Raw genomic sequence first — 15,831 nt, 5'->3', positions numbered from 1 at the left:
TATTAACTAAACTATACGATATAACGCTGAGAGGAGATGAAACGTTTATCGTTTCCAAACTAACAAAATGGCGATAACCACGGAAGCAATAACTGAAAACCAACAGATAGCCACTACCCACCGTATTGGTATTTCCCACATTGGCGAATGCGTGAGCACTGTTTCATTATCTACTGATACGCTGCCATACGAATTGCGAAGACAGAAATCGCGCCAGTCCGTGTAATCGGCAAAACGGGCCAGTTCGTTGAGTAAGTTGGGTGAAATAATTTCCGACGTACGCCAGAAAATCTGCAGATGATGAGCCTCAATACGTTGTTGTGTATGGTCAAAGATCAATTCACTCAACTGCACAAAATCGCGCGGACGCCAATGGGCAGATGGCTCCCAGCGCAGAATGCGCTCAATCTGGTCTTTAAGATCGTCAACATACTGAGTCACACCTTAATAATAACATTTTTCCGGTACATCCACCACAGAATCCCGAACCAGATCATGACAAATGTTAAAGCGCCCGCCAGCGACGCATTGATCGGGTCCGAAAAATGGGGAGCTATAAAACCCCGATACAGGTACTCTTTTAATCCTAATTCGGTTCCGTCAGGACGCGTTACGTGAATCAGGTTCATAATCCGCGGAATCAGCCCCGACAGAAAGAATACCGTTATAGCATTTACGCCAAACGCTACAAATGGCAGAACGCCTTTCCGATAACGCATGACGTCAATTAGCCAGTACGATAACGCCAGTCCAAGCATTGCCAGGCCGCCAGCCAGCAAAACAAACGAACTCGTCCACAAGGCTTTGTTGATCGGAAAAAAGCCATTCCAGATTAGTCCACCCAACGTAGCCAGGCAACCCCAGGTGAAAAGCCAGGCTACTTTCTCGGCAGAGGGGCGCTGGCTACGTAACAACGTTCCGGCCAATAGCCCCAGAAGACCGGTCCCAATGGCAGGCAACGTACTGAGCAAACCCTCCGGGTCCCAGACTTTGGCCGGTTTATAGACGTGTGCGGGCGTAAGAATCGTTCGGTCCAGCCAGGCCGCCATATTTGTTTCCGGCTCAAGATTGGCGTACCCTACACCCGGTACAGGCACGAACGACATTAACACCCAATAGCCGACCAATAGTCCTGCGAGTAAATACAACTGTTGTCGGGGCGATGTTTTCAGAAACAGTAATGAGCAGGCCAGATAAACCAACGCAATACGTTGTAGTACGCCCAGAAGACGCACGGTGGAGATATCAAACTTTGGAAAGAAATTCAAGAATAAACCGAGCAGAAATAACGTAACACTACGTTTGACAATCTTGCCCACTACGTTCTGCCCATCGGCTTTAGCACCCGCCAGCGCGAACGTAATCGATACGCCCACAATGAACAGAAAAAACGGAAAAATCAGATCGGTGGGCGTCCAGCCATGCCAGGCGGCATGTTCCAGCGGAGCGTAGATATGGCCCCAATCGCCAGGATTATTGACCGTAATCATGGCCGCTACGGTCAATCCACGAAAGAAATCGAGAGAAAGCAATCGTCCTGATGAAACAGGAGCTGTTTGAACCGAAGCCGTACTTGTCGAAACGAATGATTGCATGAGGAACGGGTAGAATTATCCAGGCGAGGTTCCCCGAAGATACGACAAGTAGGGCTAAAAGTTTAGCTGAATACTTTTACGAGTTTTTTTTCCAGGTCTTTTTCCAGCTTTTGTAAACCTTCGGTATTGGATAAATAGGTTAAGGCGCGGTGATGCCGTAAATCGAATGGAATGTCGCCAACCGACTGGGTAATCGGAATCACGATTTTCCCGAGTGTATGGGCTACGCCGGTTTCATAAAAGACGTTAGGGTTCCGATCCGTGAAATCAGTGATGACTGCTTTTGATGTATAGATCAGATCAAATACGTCCTGAATCAGGATACTGTTATCCCAAATATCGTCGGCGCGTTTGCACTCGATTTTAAGTTTTTCGCACACGTTTCGAATAGCCGTATAAGTCCCCGAAAATCGACTCTCAAACGGCATCATTACCGACAGTACGTTCTCCTCTACCCTTTTGTCAGGAATTCGGAATACGTCGGGCGAAAACGTAATGACACGCTCAGGGGCCGACAATTGTACAGTAGACACAAAATCGGATACGTATCTGACTGGTCTGTTTAAAGTGGCTTTCTTCTCCTCAACAAAACGCTCAATTTCGTACAGATTACTGATGCTCTCCGTGATTAATTTTGATAAAATCTGTAAGCTATTCCCCTCATAATCATCGTCTTTAAAAAGCATACTACGTAACAGTCGAGGATGCTCCTCGATCAGTTCGACACTATCGGTCAGATACCCCAACTTAATCCAGTCGGCTTTCGTAAAATGATCGACAATAAACTCATGCAACGCAAAAAGTCGAATCATTTTCTGCTTACTTCTTCCTACCATAATGACAGCCGCCAGGCAAATTATAATACAACTATTATATATTCATGCAATTATATCTAAAATATATATTACAATAAACAACTATTTGTTATTTTAATGGTAGTCGGAACGTCTGCATCCGAAAAAATTCGAGCTATCCGGACGTAGACGTGCAGGCTACAAAGCAAAAAGCCCGATACGTAGCACGCATCGGGCTTTTTATTCTTAACAGCATTTAAAACTTCCAGCGAACAAACGCTTCCATGGCTTCGTATTCGGCTAACCCTAGCCGGTTATATAAACCAGCCGTTCCCTGGTTACGCTCTTCGGCCCGTTGCCAGAATTCACGAGAGTCGGTACCCTGGTACACAACGCCGTCTTTCTGAGACTGGTGTTTGAAGATACCTAACCGTTTTTTCATCACCTGATCAGGCGACATCGGTACAGCCATTTCAATTTCGTGAATATCCCACTCAGCCCAAGCGCCCCGGTAGAGCCATACCCAGCAGTCTTTCATGAAATCTTTGTGCTTCAATCGGCGAACCGCTTCCAGCACTGCATCCAGACACACTTTGTGCGTACCATGCGGATCGGCCAGGTCACCAGCGGCATAGATCTGATGCGGTTTGATTTCTTCAATCAACTCCATCGTGATCTTAATATCTTCTTCGCTGAGCGGCTTCTTGGCAACTTTTCCGGTTTCATAGAACGGCATATTCATGAAATGTGCGTTTTCAACCGGAATACCAACAAAACGGCAGGTTGCCTTCGCTTCGCCCATGCGAATCAGCCCTTTGATGTAGCGAACTTCAAGGCTGTCCATCTCGCTATCTTTCTTTTCGCGCAGGAAAGCAGCGGCATCCTGGAAAATACGGGTTGCTTCGGGGCTGTCGATGCTGAATTTCGAGTTGAAATCAACGACGTAGTCGGCAAAACGTAGCGCTTCATCATCGGCTACGGCAATGTTACCCGACGTTTGATAGCCTACGTGTACATCATGTCCCTGATCGCGTAAGCGCTGGAACGTACCACCCATCGAAATGATGTCGTCGTCGGGGTGCGGACTGAAAATCAAACAACGTTTATGAGCAGGTAGGGCACGCTCAGGCCGGTTCGTATCGTCGGCGTTAGGCTTACCACCCGGCCAGCCAGTAATGGTGTGCTGTAGTTGATTGAATACATCGATGTTGATATCGTACGACTGACCATACTGAGCCAGCAGGTCGCTCATACCGTTATCGTTATAATCGCGATCCGTCAGTTTAAGAATGGGCTTACCTAGTGCCAGCGACAAATAGGTGACGGCTTTTTTCTTCATATTGTTGTCCCAAACCACAGAATCCACCAGCCAGGGTGCTTTCATGCGGGTCAGTTCAGAAGCAGCCGCTTCGTCGATAACAAACAAGGCATTAGGATGCGTCTGGAGATATGATGCCGGATTTAATTCGGTAACGGTCCCTTCAACAGCCCCACGAATAACCGGAGCTTTACGCTCACCCCATGCTAATAACACAACGCGACGAGCGCTCAGTATACTGGCTACCCCCATCGTAATCGCTTTACGGGGCGTTTTAGGAAGTCCGCCAAAGTCTGTCGAAGCAGCCGCCCGAGTCGAATTGTCGAGCATCATCAGGCGGGTGTGCGAGTTGATCAGCGAACCTGGCTCGTTAAAACCAATATGACCGTTGCCACCAATACCTAATAACTGAAAATCTAATCCGCCAGCAGCCTCAATAGCCGCATCGTACTTCTTCGAAAACTCAGCAACCTGATCGGCTGGCAACGTACCGTCGGGAACGTGGTAATTACCCTGTGGGATATCGACATGATCGAATAGTTGCTCCCGCATAAACCGCCAGTAGCTCTGCAACGAATTAGGTTCCATCGGATAATATTCATCCAGATTGAACGAGACAACATTGTGGAAGCTCAGCCCTTCTTCCCGGTGCATGCGAATTAATTCGGCATAAACCGTTTTGGGCGATGAACCCGTTGCCAGACCCAGTATGCAGGGCTTGCCTTCACTTTGTTTTTTCCGAATCAAATCGGCAATTTCCTGAGCAACAGCCCGCGATGCAGCTTTGGCATCGGCATAAATGTGTGTCGGGATTTTTTCGTACGTAATAGCCGCCTGGAGCGGGCCACCAGCAGAGGGGAAGCCCGGTAATTGTCCGTCCGGGTTATCGAGTAGTTGAGACTCGGTGATCATGCGCTATGCGGAGGGATTAGTATGAGCTTGCAAAGGTCGCAAAAAATCAGCGAGTTCGTACGTCTTTATGGATGTTCGTTCGCATATTTTTAAAATTTTTTATAATATAGGTAACAAATCCTGCTATGCAATCGTTTGTCTTGCGAGTTGGTCGGCCTCAGTGGCGGTTTTCAATGAGTAAAGTCCATTCTCCTCCCGAATTGTCCGGTGAGTATCTGGGTATTTGATTGCACTTACCTGATCGCGGAACATTAATCGAAGCAATTCGCTGTAGAGATGTTGCTTTTCATCGCCAAATCCAAACCGAAGCTCAATTTGCTGATAGGCATCAAATTCTTTATGACGACCACGTAGCGGACGATCTTTTCCACTCACATTAGCCGTTACATTCAGCTGGGCTCCAGGAAACAGATCCAGTAAGGCACGAGTCGTTTCTTCGTCGACTATACAACGCATAATCATACGAGTGGGAACCCATTCAAACAGTGTTATGTCGCCCCGTTCAAACAGCAACCGCATCTCCTGACGGTCCATGCGCCCGGTTTGTGTAAACCCATGATAGAAGTTAACGAGTTTTTTACCGCTGGTTTCGTCACCGTACTCGACTACAGCCTGAACCTGGTCTTCGATAAGGTCCGACGTTCGGGCGTTGCTACGTGGACGTTTTACTACCTGAGCTGATTTAACAACACCGTCGCCCAGCCATCCCGAAAACATATCGAAGAAGTGAACACCGTGTTCAATAAAAATCCCCCCGCTTTTGCTACGATCCCAGAACCAATGCTCCGGCGACAAGCCTTCATCGCCAGCGTAATTTTCGAAGTAGCCATGTAAAAATTCACCCAGCAGTTTTTTGTCGATCAGGTGCTTGATCCGGGCAAACATCGGGTTGTAGCGTTGCATCAGGTTCGTTACCATCAGCAGACCTTTCGCTCGGGCGGTTTCAACCATTTCTTTTCCCTGCTCGGGATTCATCGCCAGCGGTTTTTCGCAGATAACATGTTTACCCGCATTGAGCGCCAGCATGGCCTGTTCGTAATGCAGAAAAGGTGGAGTAGCAATATACACGACATCAACACCCGGGTGCTGAACAAGTTCTTCCAGGCTGCCTAGCTGTTCGGCCCCGAATCGTTTGGCTGTTACGATCGCTTCTTCCCGTTTCGAGCCAGCAATGGCAACCAGCTTTGTGTGTGGTGTTTGGAGGAATTGTTGTACAGCGAACAAACCAAATCCTCCCATACCAATAACGCCAAGCCCTATTTCACGTTCGGCCGATGCATTTGTTTCCATAGTTGTGCGAGTTGTATCCGCAGAAACAACCGCCGACAAGGGCCTTATGTTAGCCTAAACCTATGCAATAGTCTTATGGGAACGTAGCACGCTGTTCTAATACTCAGTTCTGAATGAACAATGAAGCTGTGTTATTGGCGTACACTAGTTTAGCATTCGTACCAAATTGCACACTTCGGGCAGTGGCATTGCTGATACCTAACGTAACCGTGTGGCCATCGGCAATTACTACGTGGTCACATACCGACGGAATACGACCGCAACTCCATGTAGAAATCGTATTCCAGGAACCAGACGCCAGGCTTTGGCAATTTCCCCGGCTAATGATAATATCGTCGATACGTAGCTGATCGCGAGCGCCCGAACCAGAGCCGTTTGAATAATACTGCCACAACAACTGAATATAAGGCTTATTCAGCAGACTGGCTGGCAGAGCAACCGGCCCGATTACCTGCGAATGCCCAGCGCTGGCATTCCGCACATACTCGACCACCTGATTAGACCCATCCAGCAAATCAGTAAAAGGCCCTGTGTTTCCGATCCGATACCGTAGCCGGATGGCATACGGTCTTGGATTAGGCGTTACGGTACCTCCCCGCCACTGCACAGACGCTTCGGTCAGGCCTAATGTTTTTAACCCGAGGACCATACCGCCCAAACTACTGGCTACATAGCCCGTGTTTGCTCCACCGGTATTGATGAACGATAATCCATCATCGCCCAGGCCATTGATACGTGTACTGCTCGAATAATTATAAGCTCCTTTAACCGTATCGGCCAGCGTAAACGTAGCCGTCAATGGTGGATCGGGCGTATTCATACTCACCAAATGCGTATTAGGTGGATACGTACCAGCCGGTGAGCTGGCAGGCCAGGCTTCAAACCGATAATCACACGTACTAAGATCAAAAGCGGCTGGTTTACCGACAAAGTTATTATCGAAGTCGAATAGAGCTGTGAATGATCGATTGGTAGTTGGGTTATAACTATAAGCCGTATCCGTTGAAATCGTGTTTCCGTTTTCCTGCCAGGACACAAATCGGTAGCCGGGTTTGGCCTTTGCAACAATACGTATGGTATTCCCCTGGAAATAAATACCCGTCCACGGATATGGATTGGCAGCAACGCCAGCCGTTGAGGGTCGAATGTCAATCGTATTGACCTTAACATAACCTCGAGCCGTATCCGACACGTTTACGGTCAGATTACGATTACTAGACAGGCCAAATTTAGAGCGAAGGTGACTACGGACGCGATCGGGACGTAGCTGCACAAACGTTCGGATCGCTCCCACGTTGTTGTTCCAGGTCGTTAGGGTTTTATTGGTACGCCATCGCTCATAATGCTCCGTAATATACGGCTGGTATTCCTGCTGCATGGTATTCAGCATAGCCACCGTACGATCCACTGTAAACGTCGTGTTGAGCAAATCGGCGTAGCGATTGATGAAATACGATTTGTAATCGGGTAAGTCTAATAGTTTTCGCAGAAAACGGGTAGCCGATATGTTCACATCGGTGGCGTGTGCCAACGTATTATGGTCCTGGTTATTGACGTAACTAAGCCCATAGTCCATGTCTTTCAACATCCAGCGAAATCGCCCATCCTGACCATAGGGAGCCGTTGGTGCGTACTGGCTGGTACGTTTCCGCCAAAGCTGCTGGTTGTTGCCCGGCCAGTCGGTATTGGCAGCGTATATTTCGGCGATCTGATAATCGGTAAAATTCTCAACGTCTATCTTCGTCGTCACATACGAATAACTTACTGGATTGGTATTATCGAAATAGTTTACCAGCGAGTTATAGGTTACCAGGTCACCCTCGTTTGCTTCAACCGCAAAACTTAACGAAACAATATCGACGCTATCTGGACTGACCTTATAATTTCGGTTGAGATAGTATTTATCGTATCGTTCATACAGACTATGTATGCCCCAATATTCACCGTTCACAAACACGACGCTCGCCCGATTGGACTGGGTGTCAAATTTCAAATGACGTACCATTGTCTGCATATAAGCATCAACGATCAGACTATAATCCCAGTCATTACCACCGTTACGTAGGAGCAACCGATTGTAAAATTGATTACTGGGCCGGTTACTGAAGAATGGATACTCGAAATCGGAGTCGCCGTACAGTCGCAAGCTTTTGCGAGGCACTGACACCGAACACCCCCCGTTGATACGTAGTCCAACGGATTGATTTAAAATAGAATTGTTATTGAGAAAAAACTCTACGTTACCAGCCCGCTCCCAGGCATCCCCTTCATTCGAAAAATTGCCGCCTGTACAAAAGCCAGCCGACAACGAAGGATTGGCCGCCCGCCAGTTATCGAATGTGATTCCGGGCGTGTAAATCCCAGAATAATAATCGAAAAAGCTTTTTTCGTTGGTAGCAATCGAAACAACAGGCACCGCGTAGCGGGGCGTTGGCGTGTTTGTCACAAAATATGTATTGGTAACAATATTGCTGGCCAAAGCGCCGGGTTTATGGGCTATGGCCCGAATAACGGTCCCTTTAAAAACCGGGCTGATCGGCAGATAAAACGGAGGATTAAAGAATGAGGATGACTTTGTCGATTCTTTATTTGCGGCACTCGTCCGATCGCTGATCGGAATAAGGCTGGAATACGTGTATGTCCGGTACGTGCCCGTCTGCAAACTACCCGGCGATTGTCCAGGATTTTCGACATATGTATTTTTATACTGATACGTTTGGGGCGTTAAATTAGCCGGGTCTGGGTCCGAGCCATCCAGCGTATAGTAGATGGTTGCGGCAGGGTCGGAAGAAAGTAAACTCAGATTGAAATTACTGGTATAAAAGCCACCATTCTGCGAGAACGTAGGTTCTGGCATTACCGTCGAATACCCTGTTTTGCCATTATTTGAGCTACCGGCGCTGATATTACTGCCAGCAAAAAACAGCCAGGTAGCGGCTCCATCCGGTTGTCGGCCCCACGATACGTCGGTACGTTGTGCACCAAACGTAACCTCATCAACTGTTGATCCATCTGGCCGATACAGACCTACCGCTTCCCCCCCGGCCGACAATTTAATATTGGCATGTAAAGGGCCGCGACTGGGGACTTCGCTGGCCCATATAATTTTATAGCCATTAGCCGGAATAATGGTCTGCGACGATCCCGTCGGAAACTGTGATTTTGTATGATTCGATAAGTTGTCAGTAATGTAGTAACCGGCAATATTGACGGTAAAACTGTTAGGATTATAAATTTCAATCCAGTCTTCATACGAACCGGAATTATCGGCCAGCGTGTGGCTATTGGAAGCCATTATCTCATTGACATACAATTGCTGACCGAGCGCAGAAAAGCTTACTAGAAGACAGAGTAGACAAGTAGAACTTAACGTTTTCATAAATCTGTATAGACTGGTATGGATAACTATAAACCCTCCAAGCTCTAATTCAAACAAATGAACATATCAGAATACTAGCAGGAGATAATTTATGTCTTATACAAATATATTTATATTATTAAGTAATCGGCAACTAAAGATCCGTCTCTTTACTATTATTTAGAAAACGGAATTGCTGTCGGCTGCAGCAGAGGAGCCGATGCATAAAAACTAATGAGCAAGTGGAAGAAAATAGCCAGCTATACAAAGCGGCTACGTCTGCCTTGTAGCAGGTTTTAGGTAGTAGTAAGTCTAACGGATATGCTTAAACAAAGCTTAGATCGCCATTGATCAACGCTCGTTGATAACGCTCCTGATCGAACTGATACAGGTAAGGCGACTTGTGGGCCTTGCCTGTCCGGCGCTCATCCATACGGATAAGAATATTGAGTCCCATTATTTTTTTATGAAAATTACGGGCATCCAGCGGTCGGCCTAGAACGGCTTCATAGAGCCGTTGTAATTCTGGAATCGTAAACTTTTCGGGTAATAAATTCAGGCCGATGGGTTGCCAGCTCAATTGAACCCGAATGGTTCGGAGTGCTACGTCGATTATATGTTTATGATCATACAGCAAGGACGGCAATTCGTTTACTTCCCACCAACTGCATTCATCGGACATAAAATCGGCCATCGGTGTTACTTTGAGCTGATCGACCAATGCGTAATAGCCTACTGATATGGTTCGCTCCGGCCATGCCGCACTACCAAATGGCATGGGCATTTTCTGCCTCCGCCACGTATCTTCCCGATCGTATCGAACCGCATCGCCAAACAAATGAAACTGTTGTAAAAACAACCGATCCAAACCCGTTCGCTCATGGAGTACCCGGCCAGCAGCTACGTCCACCGATTCATCTTTAACGATGAACCCACCCGGCAGGCACCATTCATCGGTACCTTTCCACCGTAACAACAGTACGTTAAGACGAGTCTCGTGAAAACCAAAAATGACGCAATCCAGTGACAGACCAGGTACGCATACCTCCGAAATGTTGTTGAAATGAGTGGTCAGTTGTTCCTTATAAGTCATCCAGGAAGATTCTTTTTCAATCGTCTATATTGGTGTACTTAGACCTCACGGCTCACAATAGACGGTTTGTGGCCGTGGGCTAATTTGGCTACGTATTCTGACACATCATGCCGTATACAGGATACAGCTTTTCCTCTAAACGCTATTCTGTTTAGCTTTCTCTCGTGACTCAACCGTCCGTTACGTTTAAAACGTATTTACGCATCACACAAAACTACCATTTACGGAGGAATAGTAACTCCCTTTTACTAACTCCGGCACTCAATTCGGCTACCTTACGCCACAACTATCTGCCGACAAATGCTTATCTTTCATGCCTATTCTGCAACGTGTTACGGTCTATGTGAACTGTAGCCATATATGAATGAAGCTATGTCCCTGATAAAATTAACGATCAATAACCAGGCCCATACCGTTGATATTGATCCAGACATGCCACTGCTATGGGTCATCCGCGATGTTGTTGGTCTTACGGGTACTAAATTTGGTTGTGGCGTTTCCCAGTGTGGTGCCTGTACAGTTCATCTAAACGGCAGTCCAATTCGTTCGTGTAGCTTTCCGGCATCGGCGGCTGTAGGACAGAAAATCACCACCATCGAAGGCATTTCTAAAGAGGGTGACCACCCCGTTCAAAAAGCCTGGGTCGCTCATCAGGTACCTCAGTGTGGCTACTGCCAATCAGGGCAGATCATGTCGGCGGTAGCACTGCTTAAACAAACCCCTAAACCTACAGACAGCGATATTGATGCCGCCATGCAGGGCAATATATGCCGTTGTGGCACGTATAATCGCATTCGTCAGGCTATTCATTCGGCTGCGGCCGATATTGCAACCCCAGCAAAATCGCCTAAATCCACTCCTAAACTTGGCAAACGATGAGCAGCAAACCGATACAGAATGGAATAGACCGTCGAAGCTTTCTAAAAGCCGCTGGTATAACCGGTAGCGCCTTTGTGTTAGGCTGTTTTTCCAGTGAAACCATGGCGGGTCCGATACTCAATGTAAGCACAGGTCCAGAACTGACCTTAGCGAACGCCCACGAGCTTACTCCGTTCGTTCTGATCGAAAAATCAGGACGTATTACCCTCATGAATCCCCGCCCCGAAATTGGTCAGGGAACGTATCAGTCGGTTCCGGCCTTGATAGCCGAAGAACTGGAAGTTTCGCTGGACAACGTTGTTATCAAGCAAACGGGTGGTGAAACCAAATTTGGAGGATTATGGTCACAGGCGGTTGGCGGAAGTGGTTCCATTCGGGGCGGTTACTTTCAGATGCGCAAAATAGGTGCATCGGCCCGCGATATGCTGATCAAGGCTGCCAGTCAGCAATGGAACGTACCAACGGAGGAATGCTACGCTAAAGAAGCCAGCGTATTCCATCGTCCTTCCGGCAAAAAGCTATCCTATGGCGAACTGGTAGACGTAGCGTCTACGCTTGAGGTTCCAAAAGAACCTAAACTAAAAGATCCAAACGATTTCAAGATTTTAGGCACATCAGCTCCTCGTCCAGATACCCCTATGAAGGTTAAGGGCCAGGCTATGTTTGGCATTGATAGTAAACTGCCCGGTATGCTGTATGCATCTGTTGAGCGGTGTCCGGTATTAGGTAGTAACCTAGTGAACTTCGATGCCTCAGAGTCCCTAAAAGTGAAAGGCGTTCAGAAAGCCGTCAAAGTGGAGCGGGTGGTTGGCAAGAACCGTTATGAAGGCGTAGCAGTGGTAGCGGATACCTACTGGGCGGCCCTCAAAGGCCGAAAGGCGCTTAAAATACAATGGAACCACAATGGTTACGATTCATTCAGTACCGCTGACTTTGAAAACAAACTTCGCGACTTAGCTAAAAATGAGGGCGTAACAGGACATAAAACCGGCGAGTTCAATCAGGCTTTCAACGAGGCACCCGTTAAACTGGAAGCTTTCTACGAAACACCCATCGTCAGCCATTCGACGATGGAACCGATGAATGCCCTGGCTCACTATCAGGCTGGTGATAAGGTCGATCTGTGGGTTTCTTCGCAGGGGGGCGATCTGGTTCGGGATGAAGTGGCCAAAGTCCTAAAGATTCCGGCCGACAACATCAACGTACACATTATGTTCAATGGTGGTGGATTTGGACGGCGATTGACGCAGGATTTCGCTACGGAAGCCGCTCTCCTATCCAAAACCATCGGTAAACCCGTAAAGGTAGTCTGGACCCGTGAAGACGATACGACTCAGGGGCCCTTCCGCCCCATGACGTTCTCGGCCATGCGGGGCGCTTTATCAGCCAATGGCCAGGCTATAGCCTTACAACACAAAGTTATTTCGCCGTCCATCGACGCAACGATGGGCGAAACGTACGACAAAACCAAGCCTGATGGCACTATGCTTGAAGGCACCAGCGAGCAGAAATACGAGATTCCGAATGTAAGCACGCAGTACGTTCATGCAGACATACATATCCCTCTCTCGTATTGGCGCTCGGTAACCAGTTCAACTTTAGCCTTTTCCCACGAGTGCTTTCTGGACGAAATGGCTCATAAAGCCGGAAAAGATCCTATGGATTTCCGGCTGGCTATGCTGACAAAGGATTCAGACACAAAACGCGTCCTGCAAAAACTCAAAGAACTATCTGGCTGGGATAAACCGTTACCCGCTGGAAAGGGACGGGGTGTGGCTCAATGGGAATTTTTCGCCGGTTTAGCAGGCCAGGTTGTTGAGGTGTCAAAAACAAACAGTGGTGGCGTAAAAGTAGACAAAGTCTATTGTGTTATTGACCTTGGTACCGTTGTCAACCCCGATACTGTTAAAGCCCAGGTGGAAGGAGCTATTGCAATGGCACTAACGGCGGCCACAAAAGATAGTATTACGTTCGAAAAGGGGCAGGCAGTCGAAACTAACTTCGACAAAAACAGAATGCTACGTATCCACGAAATGCCGGAAGTGAACGTACTCATTTTAGCCGAAGGAGGCTCTACCATTAAAGGTGTTGGTGAGCCAGGCCTACCGCCACTAGCTCCTGCATTAGCTAACGCCGTATTTGCAGCTACCGGTAAACGCATCCGACGGTTACCGTTTGATATAGAGAAAGTCTAACCGTAACGTTTATCTGTAGTTCTTCAAGCAAGAACAGTACAGGTGTAATCTTCCCATTATTGAATCATGAAAGAAATAACCCGCATTGTCGAAGTTTTTGACCAAATCGATTTTTCTCAGCGAAAAGCTGCGTTGGCAACAGTCGTATGGGTTGAAGGTTCATCCTACCGACGACCAGGGGCCCGAATGCTCATTACCGACGATGGCCGCTGGGAAGGAGCAATCAGCGGAGGCTGCCTGGAAGGAGATGCACTACGTAAGGCTCGTCAGGTGATGCTTGATGGCCTGCCAATTGTTGTTACGTATGACACCATGGACGATGGCGCAAATAGCTTTGGCGTGGGTTTGGGCTGTAATGGCATCATCGATATTCTGATTGAGCCGATTAACCCTACTGACCCGCAAAATCCCATTGCTATTCTTCAGGAGTTCTCTCAAAAACGAGATGTGCGCGTCCTGGCAACCGTTCTGAAAAGTACTGGCACTCATCTTAGCCCCAGCAATCGGTTTGTGTTGACGGATTCAAGCACTAGTCTGGTTCCTGATTGGCTACAAAACGACATGCAACTGGTGCTTGGCACGGGGAAACCCCTGAACCAGACATACACGGTTGATACGGGCAGCGCCGATGTATTTATTGAGCGAATCGACCCAGGTATTGAATTAGTAATTTTCGGCGCTGGTTACGACGTGGTCCCAGTGGCCAAACTAGCTCGGGAACTGGGCTGGCAGGTAACGGTCACCGACGATTGTATCGCTCACTTATCTCCCAAACGGTTCCCGGTCGCTACCTGCGTTTTGTATGCCGACCGGCAGGCAGTTCTGGATCAAATTACGATCACCAATCGGACAGCCGCTGTTCTGATGTCGCATAATTTCAATTACGATCGAGCCGTACTGCAATCGCTGCTGGCGACAGATATCCCCTACATTGGTATGCTGGGCCCACGTAAACGGTTTGATAAGATGCAGGACGAATTTCGGAAAGATGGGCTTCTGTTTACAGAAGAATCCTTAAGCCGGGTTCATGCGCCAATTGGACTAGACATCGGTGCCGAGACTCCTGATGAGATAGCTCTCTCTATGATGGCCGAAATTAAGGCGTTTTTCACGAAAGGCTCCGGAGGCTTTTTGAAAGACAAGTCGGGCCCGATTCACGAAAGGCAGCTCGCTAATCAGCACCGATCCGCCGACGCCGAGATTTTAGATGAATCTGGCCGATAATGCTGGCTCATCCTTATTAGCAGCTATGGCATTGGCATTAACTCATGCCTAACAACAAAAAGAATCTTCAAACTGCGGGCAATATCGTACCTTTGTCGTTCAAATGGCACGACTATTAGCTATCGATTACGGGGCAAAACGAACTGGTATTGCTGTTACAGATCCCTTGCAACTCATTGCGTCGGCGCTGGAAACGGTGCCCTCGCATGAACTGTTGAAATACCTGAAGGCTTATGTGGAGCGGGAACCGGTTGACGCCTTTATCGTCGGTTTACCCAAACGATTAGATGGAACGGATACAGACAATACACCCCGAGTCCGTAAGTTCGTCACCCATTTACAGAACGCATTACCTGCTATTCCCGTTTATTGGCATGATGAACGTTTCACGTCAGCCATGGCCCTCCAGGCTATGATTGCGGGTGGAAGCAGTAAAAAAGACCGACGCGAGAAAGGCAATATTGACAAAGTCAGTGCTGTCATTATTCTCCAATCGTATATGGAAAGCAAACAGCTGAACCGGAATTGACCCTCGCATCTGCTCAATCCCGGTTCGGACAATAAAAATTATGATTCTCCCAATAATTGCCTACGGCGACCCAGTATTACGGAAACGGGCCAAGGACATTGAGCCTGGCAGTATCGACGTAAAGAAATTAAGTGACGATATGTTTGAGACCATGTATGCTGCGTCGGGCATTGGCCTGGCCGCTCCGCAAATTGGTCAGAGTATTCGGATGTTTGTTGTCGATGGCGATCCGCTCAATGAAGGCGAAGCGGAAGAAGACATAGACCAATCACTGGTGGGCTTTAAAAAGGTCTTTATCAACCCAGAGATTATTGAAGAAGCGGGTGACGATTGGGGCTTTGAAGAAGGCTGTTTAAGTATTCCGGGGATTCGGGGCGAAGTGTTCCGGCCCGAAATTGTTGTGATTCGGTATTTTGATACCGACTGGCAGGAACATGAGGAAGAATTTGACGGTATGGCCGCCCGGATTATTCAACATGAATATGACCACCTGGAAGGAAAGCTTTTTACGGATTATCTGCCTTCGCTACGCCGTCAGCTGATAAAACGGAAACTAACCGACATCACCAAAGGGAAAACGGATGCAGAATATCGAATGAAATTCCCTAAATAACCATATGCCTATATAGCGCCCCAATCAGGAA

12 protein-coding genes are annotated in these 15,831 nt (G+C 47.8%); 5 read left to right on the top strand and 7 right to left on the bottom strand.

Annotated features, from left to right (window positions below; genetic code table 11):
* Positions 1-45: 45 nt before the first annotated feature.
* The 7 genes from GK108_RS00400 to GK108_RS00370 form a co-directional block, all read right to left on the bottom strand.
* Positions 46-441 (bottom strand): hypothetical protein, encoded by a 396-nt coding sequence (locus GK108_RS00400; RefSeq protein WP_163941124.1) that lies wholly within the window; start codon positions 439-441, stop codon positions 46-48.
* Complete coding sequence (locus GK108_RS00395) at positions 438-1,595, bottom strand: acyltransferase family protein (RefSeq protein WP_163941121.1); 1,158 nt, start codon at positions 1,593-1,595, stop codon at positions 438-440. Before GK108_RS00395 ends, GK108_RS00400 begins: the two co-directional genes overlap by 4 nt.
* A 62-nt stretch (positions 1,596-1,657) precedes the next feature.
* Positions 1,658-2,431 carry a hypothetical protein gene (locus GK108_RS00390; protein WP_163941118.1) on the bottom strand — a complete coding sequence of 258 codons (774 nt, stop codon included), beginning with the start codon at positions 2,429-2,431 and terminating at the stop codon, positions 1,658-1,660.
* Positions 2,432-2,645: 214 nt separating this feature from the next.
* Entirely contained in the window at positions 2,646-4,619 is a 1,974-nt protein-coding gene (gene nagB, locus GK108_RS00385) for a glucosamine-6-phosphate deaminase (protein ID WP_163941115.1), read from the bottom strand.
* Positions 4,620-4,742: 123 nt separating this feature from the next.
* The gene (locus tag GK108_RS00380) at positions 4,743-5,909 is read right to left on the bottom strand and encodes a Gfo/Idh/MocA family protein (protein WP_163941112.1); all 1,167 of its coding nucleotides are present in this window, start codon (positions 5,907-5,909) and stop codon (positions 4,743-4,745) included.
* 103 nt (positions 5,910-6,012) lie between these two features.
* A complete protein-coding gene (locus GK108_RS00375) occupies positions 6,013-9,288 on the bottom strand; it encodes a CotH kinase family protein (RefSeq protein WP_163941110.1) in 3,276 nt (1,091 codons plus the stop codon).
* A gap of 304 nt (positions 9,289-9,592) precedes the next feature.
* On the bottom strand, positions 9,593-10,360 hold the full coding sequence (locus GK108_RS00370; protein WP_163941107.1) for an NUDIX hydrolase: 768 nt from the start codon (positions 10,358-10,360) through the stop codon (positions 9,593-9,595).
* A gap of 372 nt (positions 10,361-10,732) precedes the next feature.
* On the opposite strand from GK108_RS00370, the gene GK108_RS00365 reads away from it, so the two are divergent.
* The 5 genes from GK108_RS00365 to def all read left to right on the top strand — a co-directional run bounded on the left by GK108_RS00365 (position 10,733) and on the right by def (position 15,800).
* On the top strand, positions 10,733-11,239 hold the full coding sequence (locus GK108_RS00365) for a (2Fe-2S)-binding protein (protein WP_163941104.1): 507 nt from the start codon (positions 10,733-10,735) through the stop codon (positions 11,237-11,239).
* Positions 11,236-13,434 carry a xanthine dehydrogenase family protein molybdopterin-binding subunit gene (locus GK108_RS00360; protein WP_163941101.1) on the top strand — a complete coding sequence of 733 codons (2,199 nt, stop codon included), beginning with the start codon at positions 11,236-11,238 and terminating at the stop codon, positions 13,432-13,434. Before GK108_RS00365 ends, GK108_RS00360 begins: the two co-directional genes overlap by 4 nt.
* Positions 13,435-13,500: 66 nt before the next feature.
* Positions 13,501-14,658: an XdhC family protein gene (locus GK108_RS00355; protein ID WP_163941098.1), complete on the top strand. Its 1,158-nt coding sequence runs from the start codon at positions 13,501-13,503 to the stop codon at positions 14,656-14,658.
* 103 nt (positions 14,659-14,761) lie between these two features.
* Positions 14,762-15,187: a Holliday junction resolvase RuvX gene (gene ruvX, locus GK108_RS00350; protein WP_163941096.1), complete on the top strand. Its 426-nt coding sequence runs from the start codon at positions 14,762-14,764 to the stop codon at positions 15,185-15,187.
* A 40-nt stretch (positions 15,188-15,227) separates the two neighbouring features.
* Complete coding sequence (gene def / locus GK108_RS00345) at positions 15,228-15,800, top strand: peptide deformylase (RefSeq protein WP_163941093.1); 573 nt, start codon at positions 15,228-15,230, stop codon at positions 15,798-15,800.
* Positions 15,801-15,831 lie beyond the last annotated feature (31 nt).

It is taken from the genome of Spirosoma terrae (genome assembly GCF_010435915.1).
Classification (GTDB): Bacteria; Bacteroidota; Bacteroidia; order Cytophagales; family Spirosomataceae; genus Spirosoma; species Spirosoma terrae.
Note: the sequence above shows the minus strand (reverse complement) of the source record. Positions and strands in the feature narration are given on the sequence as shown.

What these genes read in the sequence shown, in the direction of transcription:
- GK108_RS00395 (WP_163941121.1), bottom strand. Translation starts at nt 1,595, where the DNA reads ATGCAATCATTCGTTTCGACAAGTACGGCTTCGGTTCAAACAGCTCCT.
- GK108_RS00390 (WP_163941118.1), bottom strand. Translation starts at nt 2,431, where the DNA reads ATGGTAGGAAGAAGTAAGCAGAAAATGATTCGACTTTTTGCGTTGCAT.
- nagB (WP_163941115.1), bottom strand. Translation starts at nt 4,619, where the DNA reads ATGATCACCGAGTCTCAACTACTCGATAACCCGGACGGACAATTACCG.
- GK108_RS00380 (WP_163941112.1), bottom strand. Translation starts at nt 5,909, where the DNA reads ATGGAAACAAATGCATCGGCCGAACGTGAAATAGGGCTTGGCGTTATT.
- GK108_RS00375 (WP_163941110.1), bottom strand. Translation starts at nt 9,288, where the DNA reads ATGAAAACGTTAAGTTCTACTTGTCTACTCTGTCTTCTAGTAAGCTTT.
- GK108_RS00370 (WP_163941107.1), bottom strand. Translation starts at nt 10,360, where the DNA reads ATGACTTATAAGGAACAACTGACCACTCATTTCAACAACATTTCGGAG.
- GK108_RS00365 (WP_163941104.1), top strand. Translation starts at nt 10,733, where the DNA reads ATGTCCCTGATAAAATTAACGATCAATAACCAGGCCCATACCGTTGAT.
- GK108_RS00360 (WP_163941101.1), top strand. Translation starts at nt 11,236, where the DNA reads ATGAGCAGCAAACCGATACAGAATGGAATAGACCGTCGAAGCTTTCTA.
- GK108_RS00355 (WP_163941098.1), top strand. Translation starts at nt 13,501, where the DNA reads ATGAAAGAAATAACCCGCATTGTCGAAGTTTTTGACCAAATCGATTTT.
- ruvX (WP_163941096.1), top strand. Translation starts at nt 14,762, where the DNA reads ATGGCACGACTATTAGCTATCGATTACGGGGCAAAACGAACTGGTATT.
- def (WP_163941093.1), top strand. Translation starts at nt 15,228, where the DNA reads ATGATTCTCCCAATAATTGCCTACGGCGACCCAGTATTACGGAAACGG.